21 protein-coding genes and 1 tRNA gene are annotated in these 23,877 nt (G+C 49.4%); 18 read left to right on the forward strand and 4 right to left on the reverse strand.

Annotation, left to right across the window (positions count from 1 at the left end):
* Nucleotides 1-173: 173 nt before the first annotated feature.
* The 5 genes from UNDYM_RS09755 (at nt 174) to lon (ending at nt 6,474) form a co-directional block, all read left to right on the forward strand.
* Nucleotides 174-260 (forward strand) — tRNA-Leu (locus UNDYM_RS09755).
* Nucleotides 261-288: 28 nt separating this feature from the next.
* Nucleotides 289-1,638, forward strand: coding sequence for a trigger factor (gene tig / locus UNDYM_RS09760; protein WP_162040872.1), 1,350 nt, complete (start codon nt 289-291; stop codon nt 1,636-1,638).
* Nucleotides 1,639-1,655: 17 nt separating this feature from the next.
* Nucleotides 1,656-2,282, forward strand: a complete 627-nt coding sequence (clpP, locus tag UNDYM_RS09765) for an ATP-dependent Clp endopeptidase proteolytic subunit ClpP (RefSeq protein ID WP_162040873.1) — start codon at nt 1,656-1,658, stop codon at nt 2,280-2,282.
* A gap of 268 nt (nt 2,283-2,550) precedes the next feature.
* Nucleotides 2,551-3,816, forward strand: coding sequence for an ATP-dependent Clp protease ATP-binding subunit ClpX (clpX, locus tag UNDYM_RS09770; RefSeq protein ID WP_162040875.1), 1,266 nt, complete (start codon nt 2,551-2,553; stop codon nt 3,814-3,816).
* Nucleotides 3,817-4,053: 237 nt separating this feature from the next.
* Complete coding sequence (lon, locus tag UNDYM_RS09775; RefSeq protein ID WP_162040876.1) at nt 4,054-6,474, forward strand: endopeptidase La; 2,421 nt, start codon at nt 4,054-4,056, stop codon at nt 6,472-6,474.
* Between the two features lie 219 nt (nt 6,475-6,693).
* Here lon and lexA read toward each other — a convergent pair whose 3' ends face one another.
* Nucleotides 6,694-7,350 carry a transcriptional repressor LexA gene (gene lexA / locus UNDYM_RS09780; RefSeq protein WP_162040877.1) on the reverse strand — a complete coding sequence of 219 codons (657 nt, stop codon included), beginning with the start codon at nt 7,348-7,350 and terminating at the stop codon, nt 6,694-6,696.
* A 265-nt stretch (nt 7,351-7,615) separates the two neighbouring features.
* On the opposite strand from lexA, the gene rpsF reads away from it, so the two are divergent.
* The 7 genes from rpsF (at nt 7,616) to UNDYM_RS09815 (ending at nt 12,512) form a co-directional block, all read left to right on the forward strand.
* Nucleotides 7,616-7,984 (forward strand): 30S ribosomal protein S6, encoded by a 369-nt coding sequence (gene rpsF / locus UNDYM_RS09785; RefSeq protein WP_162040879.1) that lies wholly within the window; start codon nt 7,616-7,618, stop codon nt 7,982-7,984.
* A 27-nt stretch (nt 7,985-8,011) separates the two neighbouring features.
* Entirely contained in the window at nt 8,012-8,311 is a 300-nt protein-coding gene (gene priB / locus UNDYM_RS09790; protein ID WP_162040880.1) for a primosomal replication protein N, read from the forward strand.
* A 9-nt stretch (nt 8,312-8,320) separates the two neighbouring features.
* A complete protein-coding gene (rpsR, locus tag UNDYM_RS09795) occupies nt 8,321-8,605 on the forward strand; it encodes a 30S ribosomal protein S18 (RefSeq protein WP_110252960.1) in 285 nt (94 codons plus the stop codon).
* 26 nt (nt 8,606-8,631) lie between these two features.
* On the forward strand, nt 8,632-9,084 hold the full coding sequence (gene rplI / locus UNDYM_RS09800; protein ID WP_162040881.1) for a 50S ribosomal protein L9: 453 nt from the start codon (nt 8,632-8,634) through the stop codon (nt 9,082-9,084).
* 166 nt (nt 9,085-9,250) lie between these two features.
* Nucleotides 9,251-10,639 (forward strand): replicative DNA helicase, encoded by a 1,389-nt coding sequence (locus UNDYM_RS09805; protein WP_162044543.1) that lies wholly within the window; start codon nt 9,251-9,253, stop codon nt 10,637-10,639.
* Between the two features lie 151 nt (nt 10,640-10,790).
* On the forward strand, nt 10,791-11,417 hold the full coding sequence (locus tag UNDYM_RS09810; protein ID WP_110252962.1) for a DUF47 domain-containing protein: 627 nt from the start codon (nt 10,791-10,793) through the stop codon (nt 11,415-11,417).
* Between the two features lie 84 nt (nt 11,418-11,501).
* Nucleotides 11,502-12,512, forward strand: a complete 1,011-nt coding sequence (locus tag UNDYM_RS09815) for an inorganic phosphate transporter (protein ID WP_162040882.1) — start codon at nt 11,502-11,504, stop codon at nt 12,510-12,512.
* 77 nt (nt 12,513-12,589) lie between these two features.
* Here the strand turns inward: UNDYM_RS09815 and UNDYM_RS09820 are convergent, their stop codons facing one another.
* From UNDYM_RS09820 to UNDYM_RS09830, 3 genes are all read right to left on the reverse strand, one after another.
* On the reverse strand, nt 12,590-13,348 hold the full coding sequence (locus UNDYM_RS09820; RefSeq protein ID WP_162040883.1) for a LytTR family DNA-binding domain-containing protein: 759 nt from the start codon (nt 13,346-13,348) through the stop codon (nt 12,590-12,592).
* 8 nt (nt 13,349-13,356) lie between these two features.
* The gene (locus UNDYM_RS09825; protein ID WP_162040884.1) at nt 13,357-14,688 is read right to left on the reverse strand and encodes a sensor histidine kinase; all 1,332 of its coding nucleotides are present in this window, start codon (nt 14,686-14,688) and stop codon (nt 13,357-13,359) included.
* A gap of 259 nt (nt 14,689-14,947) precedes the next feature.
* A complete protein-coding gene (locus tag UNDYM_RS09830; protein WP_162040885.1) occupies nt 14,948-17,188 on the reverse strand; it encodes an EAL domain-containing protein in 2,241 nt (746 codons plus the stop codon).
* Between the two features lie 288 nt (nt 17,189-17,476).
* On the opposite strand from UNDYM_RS09830, the gene aroC reads away from it, so the two are divergent.
* From aroC to asd, 6 genes are all read left to right on the forward strand, one after another.
* Complete coding sequence (gene aroC, locus UNDYM_RS09835) at nt 17,477-18,559, forward strand: chorismate synthase (protein WP_162040886.1); 1,083 nt, start codon at nt 17,477-17,479, stop codon at nt 18,557-18,559.
* Nucleotides 18,560-18,949: 390 nt separating this feature from the next.
* Entirely contained in the window at nt 18,950-20,353 is a 1,404-nt protein-coding gene (gene leuC, locus UNDYM_RS09840) for a 3-isopropylmalate dehydratase large subunit (RefSeq protein WP_162040887.1), read from the forward strand.
* Between the two features lie 18 nt (nt 20,354-20,371).
* A complete protein-coding gene (locus tag UNDYM_RS09845; protein ID WP_162040888.1) occupies nt 20,372-20,494 on the forward strand; it encodes an entericidin A/B family lipoprotein in 123 nt (40 codons plus the stop codon).
* Nucleotides 20,495-20,502: 8 nt separating this feature from the next.
* Nucleotides 20,503-21,150, forward strand: a complete 648-nt coding sequence (gene leuD, locus UNDYM_RS09850; protein ID WP_162040889.1) for a 3-isopropylmalate dehydratase small subunit — start codon at nt 20,503-20,505, stop codon at nt 21,148-21,150.
* A 65-nt stretch (nt 21,151-21,215) separates the two neighbouring features.
* Entirely contained in the window at nt 21,216-22,286 is a 1,071-nt protein-coding gene (gene leuB / locus UNDYM_RS09855; RefSeq protein WP_162040890.1) for a 3-isopropylmalate dehydrogenase, read from the forward strand.
* Nucleotides 22,287-22,436: 150 nt separating this feature from the next.
* Nucleotides 22,437-23,564 carry an aspartate-semialdehyde dehydrogenase gene (gene asd / locus UNDYM_RS09860; protein ID WP_162040891.1) on the forward strand — a complete coding sequence of 376 codons (1,128 nt, stop codon included), beginning with the start codon at nt 22,437-22,439 and terminating at the stop codon, nt 23,562-23,564.
* Nucleotides 23,565-23,877 lie beyond the last annotated feature (313 nt).

Below are 23,877 nucleotides of genomic sequence, written 5' to 3' on the forward strand. Positions count from 1 at the left end.
ATTTAAAAAAATAAGGCACATGCCGATAAAATCCAGTAGAATATCGGGCTGGAGTTGTAATGCCACATACATCAGTTTTGGGCGACGCTTGAATTTCGGGTCGCCCTTTGCTTTTGTGACGGCCGTGCAGAACGTGTGGCGGCATTGCGCCGGTGAACATAAACATACATCCCGCGAGGATGGCGAAATTGGTAGACGCACCAGGTTTAGGTCCTGACGCCAGCAATGGTGTGGGGGTTCGAGTCCCCCTCCTCGCACCACAGAATTTTTACTATTTGGACGATTTTCATGGCAACTGCAGTCGAAACTTTAGATAAATTGGAACGCCGTTTGACGATTTCCTTCCCGGTCGCTGATGTGCAATCGGAAGTTGAAAAGCGTTTGAAACAGCGCGCACGCACAGCAAAAGCGCCTGGTTTCCGTCCTGGTAAAGTACCTATGAAAATGGTAGCCGCCCAATATGGCTATCAAGTAGAAACAGAAGTACTGAACGACAAAGTCGGCCAGGCTTTTGCTGCTGCAGCAAATGAAAACAAATTGCGTGTTGCTGGTTACCCAAGCATAGAGCCAAAGTCTGGATCAGACGTGGCTGAAGGCAGCTTGGCATTCGATGCAACTTTCGAGGTGTATCCAGAAATTACAGTGGGTGATTTGGCTGTTGCAGAAGTTGAACAAGTCAAATCTGACGTAACTGACGCTGAAATCGATAAAACCATCGATATCCTGCGCAAGCAACGTGTCCATTTCCACGTTAAAGGCGAGCAGGGCGCGCATGGTGACGGTGGTGCAGACCAGTCCGCACAAAATGGCGATCGCGCTACAGTAGATTTTGTTGGCAAGATCGACGGCGTCGAATTTGCTGGCGGCAAAGCTGATGGTTTTGCATTCGTACTGGGCGAAGGCCGCATGTTGCCTGAGTTTGAAGCCGCAACTATCGGTCTGAAAGTCGGCGAATCCAAGACTTTCCCACTGGCTTTCCCTGAAGACTATCATGGCAAGGACGTCGCAGGTAAAACTGCAGAATTCACGATCACTTTGACAAAACTGGAATGGGCGCATATGCCTGAAGTGGATTCCGAGTTTGCCAAAATGCTGGGTGTGGAAGATGGCGACCTGGTCAAGATGCGCGCAGATATCAAAGACAACTTGGAACGCGAAGTACGTGGCCGTGTCAAATCCAAGACTAAAGAAAGCGTGATGGACGCATTGGTCAAGGTCGTGGAATTTGACGTGCCAAAAACTCTGGTTGCTCAAGACAGCGAACGTCTGGCAGAAATGACACGTCAGGACATGGCGCAACGCGGCATGAACGTCAAAGATGTGCCTTTCCCTGCTGACTTGTTCAATGCACAAGCTGAGCGCCGCGTTCGCCTGGGCTTGATCCTGGCTGAGCTGGTAAAGGCTAACAATCTGCAAGCGACAACTGAACAAATCAAGGCGCAAGTTGAAGATTTTGCTCAAAGCTACGAAGATCCGCAGCAAGTCGTTAAATATTATTTCAGCGACCGCAATCGTCTGGCTGAAGTTGAAGCCCTTGTATTAGAAGAAAACGTCGTTAACTATGTGTTGGGTAAAGCGAAAGTCACAGACAAAGTTCTGCCTTTCGACGAATTGATGGGTAACAACGCACAAGCGTAACAAATAAAGGAAAACACATGACAGGCATCATCCGTAATTCGGCACTGGACACAAACATGCTGGGCATGGTGCCTATGGTGATTGAGCAAAGCGGCAGGGGTGAGCGTTCATACGACATCTACTCACGCTTGCTCAAGGAGCGTGTGATTTTCCTGGTAGGTCCGGTCAATGATCAGACTGCCAATCTTGTTGTTGCGCAGTTGCTGTTTTTGGAAAGTGAAAATCCTGATAAGGATATTTCACTTTACATCAACTCTCCTGGTGGTTCGGTATCTGCTGGTATGGCGATTTTCGATACCATGGAGTTCATCAAGCCTGACGTATCTACCCTGTGTACCGGTATGGCGGCATCCATGGGTGCCTTTTTGCTGGCAGCAGGTGCCAAGGGCAAGCGCTTCTCTTTGCCAAATTCCCGTATCATGATTCATCAACCTCTGGGCGGCGCTCAAGGTCAGGCATCTGATATTGAAATTCAGGCACGTGAAATCCTGTATCTGCGTGAGCGCCTGAATGGCATACTGGCTGAAAAAACTGGCCGCAGCCTGGAGCAAATTGCCAAAGATACAGATCGTGATAATTTCATGTCAGCAGATGCTGCTGCGGAATATGGTCTGATCGATAAGGTGCTGGCGCATCGCGCTTAAATCCCCCAAGCACATTGCTTATCAAAAGAAAAACGCCTGTTCCATGATGGTCCGGGCGTTTTTTTATTCTGTTCTATAATGTCTCTTTGCTCCCCATTGTTGCATATTGATGTCATGACGAAAGACGTTTTTGCAGGTAATATGCAAGACCAAGAAGCTGAGATTATTAATGTTTAATGTGCGTGGCTGAGGCCTGAGTCCAGGCTCTGTCCAGCCAGCGTTTAATCATCAGTTTATAGATTAATTTTGTTTATTTCATATACGTATCATGCCCGATAAAAAATCCTCCAGCGGAGAAAAGTTGCTCTATTGCTCGTTTTGCGGCAAGAGTCAGCATGAGGTTAAAAAATTAATAGCTGGGCCATCCGTATTCATCTGCGACGAGTGTATCGATCTGTGCAATGACATCATTCGTGACGAAGTGTCAGAGATTGATAATATTGCCAGTGCTAAAACTGAGTTGCCTACACCACAGGAAATCACGGATTTGCTGGATCAGTACGTCATTGGCCAGTTGAATGCCAAGCGCATCCTGGCAGTGGCTGTATACAACCATTACAAGCGCCTCAAACATCTCGGTAAAAAAGATGACGTTGAACTGGCAAAGAGCAATATTCTGCTGGTAGGTCCTACCGGCTCTGGTAAAACCTTGCTGGCGCAAACACTGGCACGCATGCTGAATGTGCCTTTCGTCATCGCCGATGCGACTACCCTGACTGAAGCTGGCTATGTTGGTGAGGACGTAGAAAACATCATCCAGAAATTGCTGCAAAATTGCAATTATGAGGTCGAGCGCGCACAAAAAGGTATCGTCTATATCGATGAAATCGACAAGATTTCCCGTAAATCTGATAATCCTTCGATCACCCGTGACGTATCCGGTGAGGGCGTGCAACAGGCCTTGCTGAAGTTGGTTGAAGGTACCATGGCGTCAGTGCCACCTCAAGGTGGTCGCAAGCATCCGAATCAGGATTTCATCCAGATCGACACCACCAACATCATGTTCATCTGCGGTGGTGCATTTGATGGCCTGGCCAAGATCATTTCTGACCGTTCAGAGCGCAGCAGCATAGGTTTCTCTGCCAGCGTCAAGAGCCAGACTGAAAAGAGCGCCAGCGAAGTCATGCAAGACGCAGAGCCGCAGGATTTGATCAAGTTTGGTCTCATTCCTGAACTGGTTGGTCGTTTGCCTGTGATTGCTACGCTTAATGAACTGGATGAAGCAGCGCTGATACAAATCCTGGTTGAGCCCAAAAATGCGCTGATCAAGCAATATGCAAAATTGCTGGAGATGGAAGGTACTGAACTGGATATTCGCCCCGCGGCCTTGCAAGCGATTGCCAAGAAGGCCATTGCGCGGAAAACTGGTGCTCGTGGCCTGCGTTCCATCCTTGAGCATGCTCTGCTGGATGTCATGTATGACTTGCCTAGCCATCAGAATGTGGAAAAAGTTGTCATTGATGAAAATACCATTACGAATGGCGCCAAACCCTTGCTGATTTACCATGAGCAGCCAAAAGTATCTGGTGCCTGATGGCATTGTTTGCTGCGAAGTAACAAAAATGGGGACTTAGCTCCCCATTTTTATTTATTTTGCCTTTTTTTAATTTGATTCGAAGTACAATGGTTTAACCAAACGATTCTGGCTTCAATCGTAAAGCTACCCGGAGAAGCTCTCTGAGTGGCTTTTTTTATTGTTTTTTTCCAGAATGGGCTTGTGTTTCCGCCCAGTGCGCCAACATTGTTAACCAGTATTTATGAAAGGTGCGCCATGACGACTACTCTGATTACCGAACAAACCCAATTGCCGTTGTTGCCACTGCGTGATGTCGTTGTATTCCCGCACATGGTAATCCCCCTGTTTGTGGGCCGCCCCAAATCCATTAAAGCCCTCGAAGCCGCTATGGACCAGGGCAAGAGCATCATGCTTGCTGCCCAGAAAGCTGCTGCCAAGGATGAACCTTCGGCAGATGATATCTATGAAATTGGCTGTATTGCCAATATTCTGCAAATGCTGAAATTGCCCGACGGCACTGTCAAGGTGCTGGTCGAAGGTGCGCAACGTGCGCGCATCAGCAAGATCCATGATTCTGAGTCGCATTTCTTTGCTGACCTGACACCGATCGCCGTCGATGAAGGTGATGAGTCAGAAGTCGAGGCTATGCGCCGTACTATCGTTCAGCAATTTGACCAATACGTCAAACTGAACAAAAAGATTCCACCAGAAATTCTGGCATCCCTGTCCGGCATTGATGACGCTGGTCGCCTGGCTGATACCATCGCCGCGCACCTGCCTTTGAAGCTGGAACAAAAACAGGTCATCCTGGAAATTTTCAGTGTGGCAAAACGTCTTGAACATTTGCTGGGTCAGCTCGAAGGCGAGCTCGATATCTTGCAAGTTGAAAAGCGCATCCGTGGTCGCGTCAAGCGCCAGATGGAAAAATCCCAGCGCGAGTATTACCTGAACGAGCAAGTCAAGGCTATACAGAAAGAGCTGGGCGAGGGTGAAGAGGGCGCTGATATTGACGAGCTGGAGAAAAAAATCCTGGCCGCCAAAATGCCTAAAGAAGCCCGCGACAAAGCACAGAATGAGTTGAAAAAACTCAAGATGATGTCGCCTATGTCGGCAGAAGCTACTGTCGTCCGTAATTACATCGACACTATCGTCAATTTGCCATGGAAGAAAAAATCCAAGGTCAATAATGATTTGACGAATGCTGAAAAAGTATTGGAAGACGAACACTTTGGCCTCGATAAGGTCAAAGAACGCATCCTGGAATATCTTGCAGTACAACAGCGCGTCGACAAGTTGAAAGCGCCTATCCTGTGTCTGGTAGGTCCTCCAGGTGTGGGTAAAACCTCGCTGGGGCAATCCATCGCCCGTGCCACGAACCGCAAGTTCGTGCGTATGGCCCTCGGTGGCGTGCGTGATGAGGCAGAAATTCGCGGTCATCGCCGTACTTACATAGGCTCCATGCCAGGCAAAATCTTGCAAAGCCTGTCCAAGGTCGGTGTACGTAATCCATTATTCCTGCTGGATGAAGTCGATAAGATGGGTGCTGACTTCCGTGGCGACCCTTCGTCTGCCTTGCTGGAGGTATTGGACCCTGAGCAAAATCACACTTTCTCGGACCACTATATCGAAGTCGATTTCGATTTGTCCGATGTGATGTTTGTAGCGACGTCCAACTCTTACAATATCCCGCCAGCATTGCTGGACAGGATGGAAGTGATACGTCTGTCGGGTTATACCGAAGATGAAAAGACCAGCATTGCCCAGCGTTATCTGTTGCCTAAACAAATCAAGAACAATGGTTTGAAAGAAGGCGAAATCACCGTGGCTGAAAGTGCAATACGCGACATCATTCGTTATTACACCCGTGAAGCCGGTGTGCGTTCGCTGGAAAGGGAAATCTCCAAGATTTGCCGCAAGGTCGTGAAAATGCTCTTGCTCAAAAAGACCGAGAAAAAAGCTACGGTCAATTCTAAAAATCTGGATAAATACCTGGGTGTACGTCGCTATGACTTTGGTGTTGCCGTCAAGGATAATCAGATTGGTCAGGTAGTCGGTTTGGCCTGGACGGAAGTGGGTGGCGATTTGCTGACCATAGAAGCTGTCAATATGCCAGGTAAAGGCGGTGTGATACGCACAGGTACACTGGGCGATGTCATGAAAGAATCGATAGAAGCAGCCCGCACTGTGGTACGCAGCCGCGCCAAACGTCTGGGTATCAAGGCAGATGTATTCGAGAAGAGCGACATCCATATCCATGTACCAGAAGGCGCAACACCAAAAGATGGTCCATCTGCCGGTATAGCCATGACCACGGCTCTGGTGTCAGTGTTTACAGGCATCCCGGTTCGTGCTGATGTTGCCATGACAGGTGAAATCACCTTGCGTGGTGAAGTATTGCCTATCGGTGGCTTGAAAGAGAAATTGCTGGCTGCTCACCGTGGTGGCATCAAGACAGTCTTGATACCTGAGGAAAATGCCAAGGATCTGGCAGAGATCCCGGACAATGTAAAAAACAAACTGGAAATCATCCCGGTCAGGTGGATAGACAAGGTCCTGGAAATTGCACTGGAAACCCAGCCTGTTCCTTTGGTGGATGAGCCTGTTTCTGTGGCGGCTGCAACGCCCGCCACTGCGCCAGCTGAAGCACCTGCAGATACAACGGTTGTTAAGCACTAAGCTTCTGAAGCAACAGCTTGTTGCTCTGAAATGAAAAACGTCCGGAAAGTCCGGACGTTTTTTTATATCTGTCGCTTATCTCAGCTGAGAGTGAGTCACTTAATGAGAGGAAGCAAGGCGGGCTTGCCAGTAGACAGAAACAAATAGCTTGAAATATAAGCTTGAGATTCTGCCCGGGCGTGAAGCAAACGAGAGGGTAAAATCACGCCCGGGCTGACCTCAAACCCAGTTGCGCATGAGGCCGACAGCCAGACCTTCCAGCGCGAAATCTTCTTCCGAGTCGCCAATCTTGATCACGGGATAATCCGGGTTCTCTGGCATCAGCTCTATCAGGCTGCCAGTTTTTTTGTAGCGCTTGACGGTCACATCATCACCCAGGCGCGCAACCACGATCTGGCCATTGCGGGCACTGTCAGCCTTTTTGACGGCCAGCAAGTCACCGTCAAGTATGCCAGCATCGCGCATGGACATGCCGCGTACCTTTAGTAAAAAATCCGGCTTGGCAGAAAACAGGGCAGGATCTACGTGGTAAGTGGATTCTATGTGTTCACTCGCCAGTATCGGGGAGCCAGCGGCAACGCGGCCAACCAGTGGCAGGGCAAGTTGCAATAGAGCGGGGTGAGGCAAGGCCAGTTGCTTGCCTGTGATATGGCTGGACAACTCTGACTCCAGCAGGCGTATACCGCGTGAAGTACCTGCCGCAATTTCTATGACGCCTTTGCGTGCCAGGGCTTGCAGATGTTCTTCAGCAGCATTGGTAGAGCGGAACCCCAGCTCTGTCGCAATCTCGGCACGAGTAGGAGGAAACCCCGTGTTTTGAATGGCGTCTTTGATCAGGTTCAGGATTTGTTCCTGTCGGGAAGTGAGTTTGAGCATGGCGTTTTCTAGTGTTAAGGTGCTGTATATACAAGCAGTCTGTATTTTTATACAGTAAAGCTGAATATGCAAGTCAAAATGACCGTAATTAATGAGAAATGTGAAAAAAATACCTCACTTACGATGAGGAATTGGCAGATAAATTGCCTAAGTCACTGATCTAATTGATCAATATGAAAAACTGGGTTATTATTGTCGGCTTTCCTCTTCCCGCACTCGTCTTGACGCCGAGGCGGGCTATTTTTATTGTCCACAAGGAGAATATATGCGTCATTATGAAATCGTATTTATCGTACATCCAGATCAGAGCGAGCAAGTTCCTGCAATGATCGAGCGCTACAAGGCAAGTGTTGTAGCCCGTGGTGGTCAAATCCACCGCGTTGAAGACTGGGGCCGTCGTCAACTGGCTTACATGATTCAAAAACTGGCGAAAGCGCACTACGTTTGCATGAACATCGAATGCGATGCTGAAACTCTGCTCGAGTTGGAAACAGCATTCAAATTCAATGATGCTGTCTTGCGTCACCTGACAGTCAAATTGAAAAAAGCAGAAACAACACCTTCTCCTATGATGAAAGCTGTTCAGAAAGAAGATGCTGCAAAAGCGCAACGTGTTGAAGCGCCTGCTGCTTAATAATTGACAAAGGTCGCGTAAAAAATAGTGAATCAGCTGAAGCTCGTAGCCCGGATTGTGGGAAAAAGCGCATTGCGCTACACCCCGGCCGGTATCCCGATAGCTTCTGCTACCTTGATGCATAGTTCAGAAACTCGTGAGGCGAACACTGTCCGCCAGGTCGAGTTTGAGATTTCTGCGATGGCTGCTGGTGAAATATCCCAGCGTTTTACAGAAATTGCCCTGGAACAGCCCATGGAATTCACCGGTTTTTTAGCGCGCAAAAATCGCAATAGCAAAAGTCTCGTTTTTCATATCACTGAATTCGGGACACATTTACTAGATTAGGAGCCAAAAATGGCATTCGGTAAAAAATTCGACAAAAGCAAATTGAAGCAAAAGCGTCAACAACAAAACCCTTTGTTCAAACGCAAAAAATTCTGCCGCTTCACAGCAGCACATGTAGAAAAAGTTGACTACAAAGACATCGACACACTGAAAGATTTCGTGCAAGAAAACGGCAAAATCATGCCAGCACGTTTGACCGGTACAAAAGCGCTGTATCAACGTCAAGTTGACACTGCAATCAAACGTGCACGTTACCTCGCGTTGCTGCCATACACTGATTTGCACACAGCGTAATTGACGACAAGGTAAAGGAGAAAAATATGCAAGTTATTCTGTTGGATAAAGTCGTTAATCTCGGCAATCTGGGTGATGTAGTTCGCGTAAAAGACGGCTATGCACGTAACTTTTTGATTCCACAACGTATGGCTCGTCGTGCTACGACAGCTGCAGTTGCTGAATTCGAAGCTAAACGCGCTGAACTGGAAAAAGCAGCAGCAGCCAAATTGGCAGCAGCTCAAGCTCAAGGCGAAAAACTGTCCGGTCTGACCGTACAAATCACACAAAAAGCGGGTGTAGATGGCCGTTTGTTTGGTTCTGTTACTAATGCTGATATCGCTGAAGCCCTGACTAAACAAGGTTTTGCGGTAGAAAAAGCACAAGTGCGTTTGCCACAAGGTCCGTTGAAGATCGCTGGCGATCACAGTGTTTCCGTTGCTCTGCACACTGATGTGGTAGTTGACGTTATCGTTGCTGTATTGGGCGAACACGCTTAATTTGCTTTCTTGGCAAATTCAAAAAAGCCGGGTTTTCCCGGCTTTTTTTATGTGGATGGCCGAATTTTGAGCGATTTCGCTATTTGTCACAAACTTGTCACAAACTGGTTCATTTCTCCATGCTGGGACGTTCTGATAGTCTGATTTAACGGTTATAATGCGCGCCATGAAAGCTGGTTCTGATCCTCAACTTGATGCCTTGCGTGTCCCCCCTCATTCCATAGAAGCAGAGCAATCTGTTCTCGGAGGTTTGCTGCTTGATAATGCCGCCTGGGATCGTATCGCTGACTTCATCAACGAAGAAGATTTTTATCGTTATGACCACAGGATCATTTTCCAGTGCATGGTCAAATTGATCAATTCTTCCCGTCCTGCTGACGTCATCACTGTGTATGAAGCCCTGAATGGCATGGGCAAGGCAGAAGACGCCGGCGGCCTGACCTACCTCAACGCGCTCGCGCAGAATACACCTTCGGCTGCGAATATACGCCGCTACGCAGAGATCGTGCGTGACCGCGGTGTCTTGCGCAAGCTGATTACCGTGGCAGATGAGATTTCAGGAGACGCCTTTAACCCGCAAGGGAAAGAGGTCAAGCAAATGCTGGACGCGGCGGAATCCAAGATTTTTGCCATCGCCGAAGAGGGCGCGCGTGGAGCACAAGGTTTCCAGGCCATCCAGCCCTTGCTGACACAAGTGGTTGAACGCATTGATGAATTGTACAACCGCGACAACCAGAACGATATTACCGGTGTGCCTACCGGTTTTGTTGATCTGGACAAAATGACTTCAGGTTTGCAGCCGGGTGATCTGATCATTGTGGCGGGACGTCCATCCATGGGTAAAACGGCCTTCTCGCTGAATATAGGTGAGAACGTGGCGATAGACAGTGGCTTGCCAGTCGCCGTGTTCTCCATGGAGATGGGTGGCGCTCAGTTGGCCATGCGTATGCTGGGCTCGGTAGGTCGTCTGGATCAAAGCCGCCTGCGGGTCGGCAAGCTGACTGATGAAGACTGGCCCCGCCTGACGCATGCGATACAAAAAATGAATGATGCGCAGTTGTACATTGATGAAACTCCAGCGCTGAGTTCAATTGAGTTGCGTGCACGCTCACGCCGCCTGGCGCGCCAATGTGGCAAACTGGGTTTGGTGATAGTCGATTACTTGCAATTGATGTCAGCCAATAATGCCGGTGAAAACCGTGCGACCGAGATTTCTGAAATTTCCCGTAACTTGAAGGGCCTGGCAAAAGAACTGCATTGTCCAGTGATTGCCTTATCCCAGTTGAACCGCTCCCTGGAACAAAGACCAAATAAACGTCCTGTCATGTCTGACTTGCGTGAATCTGGTGCGATTGAACAGGATGCTGACGTCATCATCTTTTTGTATCGCGACCAGGTGTACAACCCGGATTCACCGGACAAGGGGACGGCAGAAATCATTATTGGTAAGCAGCGTAACGGCCCCATTGGTAGCGTGCGTCTGACTTTCCTGGGTGAATACACCAAATTCGATAACTACGTCGGTCATTTGTCCGTGTTTGGTGATAACGAATAATATTAAAAAAAGTATGAACTGATATTGATTGCTTGGTAGAGACGAAGTGGTGTTGTAAAGACTTAAAAGTAGAACAGTGTTGCCAGGTATGTTTGTATGCATGCACTTTCCTGGGCAATTCTAGAAATCTTATATTTTCAGTGAGAATAAAATGTTTGGACGCTTGATGCCCACCGAGGGCAAATTTTTTGAACTCTTCAATCAACATGCTGAGTTATGTGTCAAAGGCTCCAAGGAAATGGTTGCCCTGATGACGAACTTTGATGACCTGGAGATCCGTGTTCACGCGATAGAGAGCATAGAAAAACAGGCTGATACTGTCACTTACAACACGATAGAATTGTTGCACAAAACCTTCATCACACCACTGGATCGTGATGACATCCATAAACTGATCACACGGATGGATGATATTCTGGATTTGCTGGAAGATGCGGGCCAGACCATCTCCCTGTACGATATCCGTGAAATCACACCAGAAGCCAAGCGCCTTGCTGAACTTTGCCTGGGTTGTGCCGAGAAAGTGAAGGCAGCCGTAGCCTTGCTGCACAACATGGATAATTCCCGCGAAATTCTGGCACTGTGCGAAGAAATCGACCGCCTGGAATCGGACGCTGACCATGTCATGCGCGCTGCCATGTCCAAACTGTTCCGCGATGAACCTGATGTCCGCAATCTGATCAAACTCAAAGCGATTTACGAAATTCTGGAAACAGTAACGGATCGTTGTGAGGATGTCGCCAATATCATAGAAGGCATTATTGTTGAGAACGCTTAAGCGTCTGACTTTTTTATTTTGACGCTTAATTGACGCTTAACAGTTCTCTGTCAATGCAGAGAGCGAACAAGGGAATTCACTTTTATGCAATCCTTTCATATGAGCCTGTATGTCATCATCTTATTGGTGGTACTGGCATTGTTATTCGATTTCATGAACGGCTTCCATGATGCCGCCAATGCGATCGCAACCGTTGTATCGACGGGAGTATTGAAGCCTAGCCAGGCTGTAGCCATGGCTGCCTTATTCAATGTATTTGCTTTTTTTGTTTTTAACCTGTCGGTTGCCAAGACCATAGGCAAAGGTACGATTGATCCTGTCATTGTTGATCACTATGTCATCTTTGGTGCCCTGGTCGGGGCGATATTCTGGAATCTGGTGACCTGGTATTTCGGTATCCCGTCTTCATCTTCACACGCCCTGATTGGCGGCCTGATAGGCGCTGCCGTGGCGAAAGAAGGTACTGGGGCCCTGATTGCTGCCGGTCTGTACAAGATCATCTTGTTTATCGTCTTGTCACCCTTGCTGGGCTTTGTGCTGGGTTCCGTGATGATGCTGATCGTCTCCTGGCTGTTCGTTAAGTCGACACCAAGGAAAGTGGATAAATGGTTCCGTCGCCTGCAACTGGTATCGGCTTCTGTCTTCAGTCTGGGACATGGTGGTAATGATGCTCAAAAGACCATGGGCATCATCTGGATGTTGTTGATTGCTGCCGGTTATTCCAGTGAGGCTGATAAAGGCCCGCCGAGCTGGGTAGTGTATTCCTGCTATGCAGCCATAGGCCTGGGTACCTTGTTTGGTGGCTGGCGTATCGTGAAAACCATGGGTCAGAAAATCACCAAACTCAAACCAGTAGGCGGTTTTTGTGCTGAAACCGGTGGTGCCATCACCCTGATCATGGCAACGGTACTGGGTATTCCTGTATCGACAACGCACACCATTACTGGTGCGATCGTTGGTGTAGGCTCTGCACAAAAAATGTCTGCTGTGCGCTGGGGTGTTGCCGGCAACATCGTCTGGGCATGGATTTTGACAATCCCGGCTTCTGCTTTTGTGGCAGCCATAGCCTGGTGGATAGGCAGACATATCCTTTAAGTCAGGATAATGTTTTTTCAGAAAAAAAGCCTCGCTTCATCATGAAGCGAGGCTTTTTTATTGGAGAGGCGTAAGGCTTACATCTGCTTGAACAAATGCACAAAGCTGCGGCTGACCTCGAGTTTCTCAGTCAGCCCCTTGATCTGCACCAGGTGGCGGCCACGCAGGTCGCGCACTACGCCAGAAATGGCCTTGGCATTCACCAGGGTCGATCTGTGGATTTGCCAGAACAGGGCAGGGTCGAGTTCATCTGCCAGATCGCGCACAGGTTTGCGTATAAGCGCTTCGTAAGTGGCGGTCTGTACCCGCGTATATTTTTCGTCAGACTGGAAGAACAGAATTTCTTCTACCGGTATCAGTCGCAATTCCTGGCCTATCGATGCCTGTATCCATTGCAGGTAATTGGGCTTGGGTGCTATGCCCATCTGTTTTGCCAGTTGTGACAGCATGGTGCTCATGTCATTTGGCTGGCTCTGGGCAGTTAACCTTGCCTTGAGTCTTTCTACCGTGCGCGTCAGCCTCTCTACGTCGGCGGGCTTGAGTACATAATCAACTGCACCATGATCAAAAGCCTGTATCGCATATTGATCGTAAGCTGTGATGAAAACGATATGCGCCTTGTTGCCTATGTCCTTGGCCGCTTCCAGCCCGGTTTTGACCGGCATGCGTATGTCCAGGAAAACCAGGTCTGGTTTGTGTGTTTCGACCAGGGCGACAGCTTCCTCGCCATTTTTTGCTTCATCCAGAATTTCCAGCTCGGGCCAGACTTGTTCCAGGCGCGACTTTAACTGGTCGCGCATCAGTCTTTCATCATCGGCGAGTATTGCTGTTGGCATAGTCGTTATTAATTGGCTAATTCGTAAGGGATTTCTATAGTAACGCAAACTCCGCTGGGTTGATTGGGCGTAATGATCATTTGCCCTTTTTCTTTATAAATCAATTTCAGACGTTCGCGTATATTTTGCAATCCCAGGCCAGTGCCATTGCTGGGCATGGCACCAAATCCCAGTCCATCGTCCGTCACTGAGACACGCAACTTGTTATGCGCAACCTCGGCGTGGAAGCGTATGGTGCCGCCTTCTGCCTTGCATTCCAGGCCATGTTTGATGGCATTTTCTACCAGGGATTGCAACATCATCGGTGGGAAAGACGCGCTGCGCAAACCTTCAGGCATGATGAAATCGACATTCAGTCTTTCTTCCATGCGCATTTTCAGTAACTCCAGATAGGATTTGATCATATCTGCTTCACGTCCGAGATTGGTCACGCTGGCATTTTCACGCATTTGTGGCAGGACAGCACGCAAATAGGCGATCAGGCTGCGCTGCATGGCAGCGGCACGTGGAGGATCGGTTTCTATCAAATGCTCGACCGAGGCCAGGGTATTGAACAGAAAATGTGGCTCCACTTGCGCCTGCATCATTTGCATCTGCGCTTCGCTGACCTGACGCAACAGCGATTCGCGCTCGGCTGCCATGCCAGCTTCCTTGGCCTTTTCTTCGGCACGGACTTTGCCGCTCATCAGGGCTTTCATGCCAAACAGGCCAAATACCAGCAAGACCACGAAGTTGACAAACCATTTGGAAGAGGTGCGTTTATAGCTACGTACTTCTTCATCGGCAGCGTCGGCAACTGCATTATTGATTTCTTCGCTGATTTCCTTGGCTATTTCAGCAGGCAGCTTGATGTGGATATCGTCATTCTCTGAGATTGACGGCGGGCTAGGAGGTGTTGGTGGTGCGGGAGGTGCAACTGCACCAGGGGCGGCTGGTGCCGAGGGCGGAGCAGGGGGAGTAATGCCGCTGTCCTTGCTGATGTGGACACCGTTCTCATCAATCTCTATCTGCTTGCCCTTGCCGTCAATATTGTTTTTACGGATATGCAGGCCAGTATTGTCTATTTCTATACTGGTATCACCATCGCTGATCTTGCTGGTTTTTTTTGCCTTGCTGGATTTGCCAGATGGGCTGCTTTTTGTGACAACCACCTTTTCTTCCGACGTGAACAGCATGTCCTGCAGCATGCTGCCTGCAGTGATGGTGATAATGGCAAACAAGAAAAACTTCCACCAGGATAATTTGGTCACCCAGGCTGCCGTTGTGTCAAAGCTTTTGCTGAGCCAGGCCATCAGGTCGGCGATAAGCTGCTTGATCGTATCTGCATTGGTATTATTCATGATGCTTCTCTTTTAACGGTTGTCCCTGACATTACAGCCTGGTGTCATGCACGGGCTGCTGGCGACTTTTCAGTCCATGTTGATACTGTAGGGAAATCGTGCTGGCTTTGATAGTGACTTGCGACAGTCTGCAAAAAATGCAGGACAGAATGGAAAATGCCACATTTAGTATGCATGGTTACTGACGCAGTGAGTAGCAAGGTTGGTGTTGGGCTGCACGCGTCAGGCCAGAAAATCCGGTCTGTTGCGTGCAGTGGGATTATCTGCTTGCCAGCCAGGCATGCAAATCATCGCGGGTCAGGGGTTTGGAATACAGGTAACCCTGGGCGATATGGCAATCGTAAGAAAGCAGGGTGTTTGCCTGCATTTCACTTTCCACGCCTTCGGCGATGATGGACAGCCCCAGGTTTTTGCCAAGTTGAACAATCATTTTGGCAATGCTGCCTTCATTTGGATTTTTTTGGATTTCATTGACAAAGGCGCGGTCAATTTTCAATTTATCTACATCGAGTTTTTGCAAATGACTCAGTGACGAGAAGCCTGTACCAAAGTCATCAATCGAAATGCTCATGCCCAGTTGCTTGATCTGATGCAGGGTCTTGATCAGCAATTCCGGATCTTTCATGGCCATGGATTCAGTAATTTCCAGTTCCACATATTGCGGTGGCACCTGGGTATCTGCCAATGCCTTGTTCAGTGATTGCATGAACAAGGGATGTGAAAACTGTGCCTGCGACACATTGATCGCCATCTGGAAATTGGTATAGCCAAGGCTGCGCAAATGCACCAGTTCAAGACAGGCAGTACGCAAGACCCATTCACCTATATCGACAATCAGGCCAGAATACTCGGCGATGGGAATAAACTGATCGGGCGGGATGAATTTGCCTTCGTCTGTTTTCCAGCGCAACAAAGCTTCTGCGCCGAGCACGCGGCCATCGCGCATATCGATCTGCGGTTGGAAAACCAGGAATAATTTTTTTTGCTCAAATGCCGCGCGCAGGGCGTGCATGAGCAAGACGCGCTCACGTATTTCTACACCCATATTGCGGGTGAAGTATTCATAGCCGCCCCGACGGTTCATCTTGGCGCGCTTCAGGGCAATATTGGTATCTTTCAGGGCCTCTGAACCATCGCTTTCATAATCATCAAGCTTGATCAGGCCTATGGTTGCCGACAGTTGCACGTCTTGCTGATCGACGTCGAAGGGTGAGTTGAACAAAGCCAGGATCTTATCCGGGCATACCAGACCTTCGTCACCCAGCAGGGCGAATGTATCGCTGCCAACCCTTGCCAATTGGCAATGTTCGCCAAAATTGGCGACCAGTCTTTGTGCAACGGAATACAGGAGCTGGTCACCAAATTGATGGCCAAGTGCATCATTGGTCTCGGCAAAATGGTCTATGTCTATGAGCGACAGTGAGCTGTGGTTCTTGAGTGAGGTCATCAGTGTCTCATTCAAGGTCTGCAGCAGCTTGAGGCGGTTTGCCAGGCCTGTCAGGGGGTCATAGAAGGCGTAGTTATGCAGACGTGAAGTCAGCATGACATTATCCAGACCTACCGATACATTGCCGCAGAACACACCCAGCAGGCGCTTGTCCATCTCGTTCAGATGCAGGCCGGTATTGAGGTAGAGCGTGAAATCCTTTTGTGCGACATTGTTGAAGTACAGCGCGGTGGAATCTGCTTCAAACACGCTCTGGCGGGCTTCCAGCGAGCGTTTGACGATATCGCCAGTTGCATGGCTGCCCAATTGTTCCAGTGGCTTGTTGAGGCTGCCCAGGTACATATTGGTGGCGGCGATAATGTACAGGTCATCACTTTCTTCCTGCAGCTCCACAGGTACCTGCCGGGCGCACACGAATCCTTCTGTATTGAGTCCCAACAAACCCGCAATCTGTACCAGCACTCCGGCTGCAAAATTCTGCAGGCCCTGTAGTGCCATCAATTCAGTGCTGGCATGAATAATCATTTCCAGGCCGCGACGGCTGGCACTGATGGCGCAAATCTGCTCGTAAGAGCGGATGGCTGAGGTGACGGCGGTATACAGCTTGGTGCGGGTCAGTTCTGATTTGGTTTTGTAATCATTGATGTCGTAATCGCGTATCGCATCAATTTCAGGGGCATAGCCTGGTTGGCCGGTGCGCAGGATGATGCGCACATCGGTCAGGCCCAGGGTCTTGCGGATATGGCTGACCAGTTGCAGGCCAGCGTCTTCCTGCTCCATGACCACATCCAGCAGGATGATGGCAATATCGGTTTCATTTTTCAGGATGTCGCGAGCTTCTGCTGCTGAATACGCATGCAGGAAACTCAGGGCACGGTGCTGGATCTCCAGGCTACCCAACGCAAAGGTTGTAGCGGAGTGGACATCCGGATCATCATCAATAATCATGATCCGCCAAGTCTGCGCAGGCCGCGAAGCCGCCGCAGTTTCATCGCTGTCTGGTTCGTCGAGGAAAACCAGATCATCTTCAGAAGAGTGGATCGTTGAATTCATCTGTAATGCGGCTCCATGCTTGGCATATCGTATGGTAAGGGCACTGCAAAATTGGTTCCTTGCGGAACTATGACACTAAAAGTATCGGGAGCCAAGCTTCAAATATTTATCATTGGTAAGAATAAAACAAGATTCACCAGAGCGGGGATAAAAATGCCGTGAATTTGACTGGAATGTGCGAAAAATAGTGAAATCTTTTGCCACTTCATACAGAGGCTAAATTCTGTACTGGGCGCTTCACTGGTAAAATGGAATTTATTCTGTCTAACCTCTCATTTTCGAAATAATATGTCCGGCAATACTTTTGGCACCTTGTTTACTGTTACAACCTTCGGCGAATCCCACGGTCCAGCCATAGGTTGCGTGATTGATGGCTGCCCGCCGGGCATGGAATTGTCTGAAGCAGACATACAGCCAGAACTTGACCGCCGCCGCCCAGGCACCTCGCGTCACGTAACCCAGCGCCAGGAGCCTGATACGGTGGAAATTCTGTCCGGTGTATATCAGGGCAAGACGACAGGTACGCCGATAGGTCTGCTGATCCGCAACCAGGACCAGCGCAGTAAGGATTATGGCAACATCACAGAAACTTTTCGTCCAGGGCATGCCGATTTCACTTACTGGAATAAATATGGCATTCGCGACCCGCGTGGTGGTGGGCGCTCTTCTGCACGTTTGACTGCGCCCGTTGTTGGTGCTGCAGCAATTGCAAAAAAGTGGTTGAATCAGCAATATGGGACGGTGTTCCACGGCGGTATGAGTCAGCTGGGCGAAATTGTCATTCCATTTCAAGCCTGGGAGCATGCTGCAACTAACCCGTTCTTTGCGCCAACTTCTGATGTTGCACTGATACAGCAACTTGAAGATTACATGGATGCCTTGCGCAAGGATGGTGACTCCATCGGTGCCAAAATCGATGTCGTTGCCTCCAATGTGCCAGTTGGTCTGGGCGAACCTATCTATGACAAACTTGATGCAGAAATTGCTTATGCCATGATGGGGATTAATGCAGTCAAGGGAGTGGAAATCGGCGCTGGCTTTCGTTCAGTTGCACAACGTGGTTCTGAACATGGTGACGAACTGACACCTGAGGGTTTTGTTGGCAATAATGCCGGTGGCATACTGGGGGGTATTTCTACTGGTCAGGATATTACGGTTTCGATTGCGATCAAACCTACCTCCTCGATCCGTACGCCAAGAAGATCAGTCGATAAAGATGGTAATCCTGTCATGGTGGAAACCTTTGGACGTCATGACCCCTGTGTTGGCATTCGCGCCACACCAATCGCTGAAGCCATGCTGGCGCTGGTCCTGATGGATCATGCACTACGCCACAGGGCTCAATGTGGTGACGTCAAGCCTGGTGCCTGATGTCAGGCATGATCCTGCTTCCATTCCTTGTCGTTCAGAGGCGTGGCAGGATCATGCTACACTGCGGGCAATTGTTTATGTGGCTTCTGTGCCGTAACTTGACTGGCCGCTTGCCGGTCAGTGCATTTCTCTCTTGCTGGCACTGTTCTGAGTGCCACGTCGTTGCGTCTGCTCCAGAATATTCACTGGCAATTTTCCAGATTCCCCTCAAAATCCAGATGAAAATTTGGCGATTTTCACCAAACCCATGCATTTATATTGAAATTTTCATGCACCATTTTGGCGTGAGGGTTGGTTTTGCGTTGCACAATTGTGGCATAATCAAATGCGAAAAAAAGATGCAGTACAGGATGTAGCAAGAACCAATGACTTATTTCCAGGCTTCAGATTATGCTTAAAACGCTTTACGATAAATTATGGGAATCCCATGTAGTCCATTCAGAAGACGATGGCACGGCAATTCTCTATATAGACCGCCATTTGTTGCATGAGGTGACCAGTCCGCAGGCTTTCGAAGGTCTGAAGCTGGCTGGACGTCAGCCATGGCGACTATCCGCTAATCTGGTCGTGGCAGATCACAATGTGCCAACCACAAACCGCATCAATGGTATCGATGATCCGATTTCCCGCCTGCAGGTGGAAACACTGGATGCCAATGCCAAAGAATATGGTTTAACCTATTTTGGCATGGCAGACAAACGCCAGGGCATCGTTCACGTGATAGGCCCTGAGCAAGGCGCAACTTTGCCGGGCATGACCGTCGTTTGTGGTGATTCGCATACATCGACTCATGGCGCTTTTGCCTGCCTGGCGCATGGCATAGGTACATCTGAAGTTGAGCACGTGCTGGCGACACAGACCCTGATCGCCAAAAAATCCAAATCCATGCTGGTGCAAGTTGATGGTGCCATGCCTGTCGGCGTGACAGCAAAAGATATCGTGCTGGCGGTGATAGGCAAGATTGGTACCGCAGGCGGCACCGGTTACGCGATTGAGTTTGCCGGTTCAACCATCCGCAATCTGTCTATGGAAGGGCGCATGACCGTCTGCAATATGGCGATTGAAGCTGGTGCGCGTGCTGGCATGGTGGCAGTGGACCAGACTACCATCGACTATGTCAAAGGCCGCCCCTTGTCACCCGTCGGCCCGCACTGGGACAGGGCTGTTGAATACTGGAGCACACTGCATACCGACGTTGGTGCCAAATTCGATATGGTCGTGACACTCAATGCCGCAGAAATCAAGCCACAGGTTACCTGGGGTACCTCGCCCGAAATGGTGGTGGCGATAGATAGCCGCGTACCTGACCCTGAGCAGGAAAAAGATGCTGTTAAACGTGATGCCATAGAAAAAGCATTGATCTATATGGCGCTGGAGCCGAATACGGCCATTTCTGATATTCGTATTGATAAAGTCTTCATCGGCTCCTGCACTAATTCGCGCATAGAAGATTTGCGTGCTGCGGCGGCTGTGGTGCGTGGCAAATACCGTGCATCAAACGTCAAGCTGGCGATGGTCGTGCCAGGTTCTGGCCTGGTCAAGGAACAGGCAGAACGTGAAGGTCTGGATCAGATATTTAAAGCCGCAGGTTTTGAATGGCGTGAGCCAGGTTGCTCGATGTGCCTGGCCATGAATGCCGACAGGCTGGAACCGGGTGAGCGTTGTGCTTCCACTTCCAACCGTAACTTTGAAGGGCGTCAGGGCCAGGGTGGCCGCACCCACCTGGTGTCACCTGCCATGGCTGCAGCAGCTGGTGTGGCAGGACATTTTGTCGATGTACGTGGATTATCTTAATTTACCAGGAGAGATGACATGAAAAAGATATTTGTATTGGCGATGTGCGCACTGGTACTGACAGCATGCAATACCGTACAGGGCATAGGTAAAGACGTTAAAAAGGCTGGTGAAGCAGTCGAGAATGTAGGTAAAAAATAAGCACGGGTATGGAAAAATTTACTTTATTGGATGGCTTGGTCGCGCCCATGGACCGGGCTAATGTGGATACCGATGCCATCATCCCCAAGCAGTTCCTGAAATCCATCAAACGTAGTGGTTTTGGCCCCAATCTGTTTGATGAGTGGCGTTATCTCGATCATGGCGAACCTGGCATGGACAATAGCAAGCGTCCTGTGAATCCGGATTTCGTATTGAATCAGCCGCGCTATCAGGGTGCTTCGATTTTGCTCGCACGTAAAAATTTTGGTTGCGGTTCTTCGCGCGAACATGCGCCCTGGGCGCTGGAGCAGTTTGGCTTCCGCGCGATTATTGCCCCAAGCTTTGCAGATATCTTCTTTAATAATTGCTATAAAAACGGCGTGCTGCCTATCGTCCTGGGCGAGGCTCAGGTCGATGCATTGTTCAATGAAGTCAAGGCTTTTCCTGGCTACCGCCTGATCGTTGATCTGGAGCAGCAAGTCGTGCGCACCACGAATGGCAGTGCCAGCTATGGTTTTGATATTGACGCCTTCCGCAAATACTGCATGCTCAATGGTCTCGACGATATTGGCCTGACGCTGCGCCAGTCTGACAAGATACGCGCCTTTGAAGAGCGCCACTTGGCGGCACAGCCCTGGCTTGCCAATACCATCTAAGTCACTTGAATACCTTATTTGAATCAGCTGCCTGTACCAGCCATCTAAATTAATTTGTTGAGAATATGAAAATTGCTATTTTGCCGGGTGACGGCATCGGTCCGGAAATTGTTGAGCAGGCAGTCAAGGTGTTGAATGCGCTGGGCGAGTCTTTTGAAATGGAAACCGCACCAGTAGGTGGTGCAGGCTATGAAGCGTCTGGTCATCCTTTGCCAGAAGCAACCTTGAAACTGGCGCTGGAAGCGGATGCGGTGTTGTTTGGCGCAGTCGGTGACTGGAAGTATGACACCCTGGATCGTCCACTGCGTCCTGAACAGGCCATCCTTGGTTTGCGTAAAAACCTGAAGTTGTTTGCCAACCTGCGCCCGGCCATCATGTATCCGGAACTGGCAGGTGCATCGACCCTGAAGCCAGAAGTGGTTTCAGGTCTGGATATCCTGATCATCCGTGAGCTGACAGGTGATATTTATTTTGGTCAGCCACGCGGTATTCGCGTTTGTCCTGACGGCCCTTTCAAAGGCGAGCGCGAAGGTTTTGATACCATGCGTTATGCAGAATCTGAAATTCGTCGCATAGCCCACGTCGCTTTCCAGGCTGCGCAAAAACGCGACAAGCGCCTGACCAGCGTTGATAAGGCCAATGTGCTGGAAACTTTCCAGTTCTGGAAAGAAATCGTTACGGATGTACATAAAGAATACCCGGATGTAGCGCTGGACCACATGTATGTCGATAATGCCGCCATGCAACTGGTGCGTGCACCCAAGAAATTTGATGTCATTGTCACTGGCAATATGTTTGGCGACATCTTGTCTGACCAGGCATCCATGCTGACCGGCTCCATAGGCATGCTGCCATCGGCTTCGCTGGATGCAAATAACAAGGGCCTGTATGAACCTTCACATGGCTCTGCGCCAGATATCGCTGGCAAAGGCGTAGCGAATCCGCTGGCAACCATCCTGTCTGCTGCCATGATGTTGCGTTACTCGCTGAACAAGGCCGAGCAGGCAGACCGCATAGAGAATGCGGTCAAGAAAGTTCTGGCGCAGGGTTTGCGTACTCCTGATATCTATGAAGCTGGTACCACCAAGGTTGGTACTGGCGAGATGGGGCAAGCCGTATTGCAGGCATTGAGTTAATTTAGTCCTTACGCAAAACCGCCCCAGCTGCGTTGCAGCGACTAGTCGTACTAAAGTACTGTCTTCGTCGCTACGCCTTGCTGGGACAATTTTGCATAAGTCCTATTTGTTCGTGAAGGGCAGGGACGTCCTGCAAAATTTTAGGGAAAAATGATGAAACTGGTAGGTCTGGTAGGTTGGCGCGGTATGGTGGGTTCTGTCCTGATGCAACGCATGCAGGAAGAAGGTGATTTCGATCATATTGAACCCGTGTTCTTTTCAACGTCCAATACAGGTGGCGCGGCCCCTGCAATGGCGAAGAATGAAAAGACCTTGCAAGACGCAAATAATATTGATGCGCTCAAGAAGTGCGAAATTATTATTACCTGCCAGGGCGGTGATTACACCAATGAAATTTACCCTAAATTGCGCGCTAGTGGCTGGAATGGTCACTGGATAGATGCCGCATCCAGTCTGCGCATGAATGAAAACGCAGTCATCGTGCTGGACCCGGTCAACCTGCCTGTGATCAAGCAAGCTCTGGTCAATGGTCAAAAAGACTGGATAGGTGGTAATTGCACAGTTAGCTGCATGCTCATGGGTGTTGGCGCTCTGTACAAGGCAGGCCTGGTCGAATGGATGAGTACGCAAACTTACCAGGCCGCGTCTGGTGGCGGTGCCCAGCACATGCGTGAATTGTTGACGCAATACGGCACCTTGAACGCTGAAGTAAAGTCTTTGCTGGATGACCCGAAAAGCGCGATTCTGGAAATCGATCGTAAAATCATTGCCAAGCAACGTTCTTTGACTGCTGATGAAACGGCTAACTTTGGCGTACCACTGGGTGGTTCGCTGATCCCATGGATAGACAAGGATCTCGGCGACGGCATGTCCAAGGAAGAATGGAAAGGCATGGCCGAGACCAACAAGATACTGGGGCAGGGTGCAGGTTTTGGTACAGCAGCTGTGCCAGTCGATGGTTTCTGCGTACGTATCGGCGCCATGCGCTGCCACAGCCAGGCTTTGACATTCAAGTTGAAAAAAGACGTGCCACTGGCAGATATCGAAGCCATGATCGCTGCTGACAATGAATGGGTAAAAGTGGTGCCAAATACCCGCGAAGCCAGTATCCGTGACCTGACACCGGTTGCCGTCACTGGCACCATGACTATTCCGGTTGGCCGTATCCGTAAGCTGGCAATGGGCCCGGAATATGTCGGCGCCTTCACTGTGGGTGATCAATTATTGTGGGGTGCAGCGGAGCCACTGCGCCGTATGCTGCGTATCCTGATTGATTAAAAACTCAGCAAAACCTGATGTTTTAAAGTAATTGTTAAAACTTGTTGTAGAATATAGGGGGGCGTTTAACGCCCCCTTGTTGTTTTTGAAACTCTTTGAGTGCCGGATTGATGTGCTGCCGGACTTCTGGAATTAATTTTAATAAATAAACAATTGGGTTTTTGGCGATAATCTTTTCACTTGTCATTTGGCAACAACATTTATGCGATATCCTTGCACTTCAAGGTTCTTAATGTATTTACCACTGTGATAAATCGCGTTAAGCTTGCGGGGCAATGTTTGTAATGTTAATGTGAAACATTAGGACGCGTCG

Source organism: Undibacterium sp. YM2 (assembly GCF_009937975.1).
GTDB lineage: Bacteria > Pseudomonadota > Gammaproteobacteria > Burkholderiales > Burkholderiaceae_D > Undibacterium.

Excerpts from the sequence above, each read along its gene's own strand:
- tig (WP_162040872.1), top strand. The coding sequence starts at position 289 with ATGGCAACTGCAGTCGAAACTTTAGATAAATTGGAACGCCGTTTGACG.
- clpP (WP_162040873.1), top strand. The coding sequence starts at position 1,656 with ATGACAGGCATCATCCGTAATTCGGCACTGGACACAAACATGCTGGGC.
- clpX (WP_162040875.1), top strand. The coding sequence starts at position 2,551 with ATGCCCGATAAAAAATCCTCCAGCGGAGAAAAGTTGCTCTATTGCTCG.
- lon (WP_162040876.1), top strand. The coding sequence starts at position 4,054 with ATGACGACTACTCTGATTACCGAACAAACCCAATTGCCGTTGTTGCCA.
- lexA (WP_162040877.1), bottom strand. The coding sequence starts at position 7,350 with ATGCTCAAACTCACTTCCCGACAGGAACAAATCCTGAACCTGATCAAA.
- rpsF (WP_162040879.1), top strand. The coding sequence starts at position 7,616 with ATGCGTCATTATGAAATCGTATTTATCGTACATCCAGATCAGAGCGAG.
- rpsR (WP_110252960.1), top strand. The coding sequence starts at position 8,321 with ATGGCATTCGGTAAAAAATTCGACAAAAGCAAATTGAAGCAAAAGCGT.
- rplI (WP_162040881.1), top strand. The coding sequence starts at position 8,632 with ATGCAAGTTATTCTGTTGGATAAAGTCGTTAATCTCGGCAATCTGGGT.
- UNDYM_RS09805 (WP_162044543.1), top strand. The coding sequence starts at position 9,251 with ATGAAAGCTGGTTCTGATCCTCAACTTGATGCCTTGCGTGTCCCCCCT.
- UNDYM_RS09810 (WP_110252962.1), top strand. The coding sequence starts at position 10,791 with ATGTTTGGACGCTTGATGCCCACCGAGGGCAAATTTTTTGAACTCTTC.
- UNDYM_RS09815 (WP_162040882.1), top strand. The coding sequence starts at position 11,502 with ATGCAATCCTTTCATATGAGCCTGTATGTCATCATCTTATTGGTGGTA.
- UNDYM_RS09820 (WP_162040883.1), bottom strand. The coding sequence starts at position 13,348 with ATGCCAACAGCAATACTCGCCGATGATGAAAGACTGATGCGCGACCAG.
- UNDYM_RS09825 (WP_162040884.1), bottom strand. The coding sequence starts at position 14,688 with ATGAATAATACCAATGCAGATACGATCAAGCAGCTTATCGCCGACCTG.
- UNDYM_RS09830 (WP_162040885.1), bottom strand. The coding sequence starts at position 17,188 with ATGAATTCAACGATCCACTCTTCTGAAGATGATCTGGTTTTCCTCGAC.
- aroC (WP_162040886.1), top strand. The coding sequence starts at position 17,477 with ATGTCCGGCAATACTTTTGGCACCTTGTTTACTGTTACAACCTTCGGC.
- leuC (WP_162040887.1), top strand. The coding sequence starts at position 18,950 with ATGCTTAAAACGCTTTACGATAAATTATGGGAATCCCATGTAGTCCAT.
- UNDYM_RS09845 (WP_162040888.1), top strand. The coding sequence starts at position 20,372 with ATGAAAAAGATATTTGTATTGGCGATGTGCGCACTGGTACTGACAGCA.
- leuD (WP_162040889.1), top strand. The coding sequence starts at position 20,503 with ATGGAAAAATTTACTTTATTGGATGGCTTGGTCGCGCCCATGGACCGG.
- leuB (WP_162040890.1), top strand. The coding sequence starts at position 21,216 with ATGAAAATTGCTATTTTGCCGGGTGACGGCATCGGTCCGGAAATTGTT.
- asd (WP_162040891.1), top strand. The coding sequence starts at position 22,437 with ATGATGAAACTGGTAGGTCTGGTAGGTTGGCGCGGTATGGTGGGTTCT.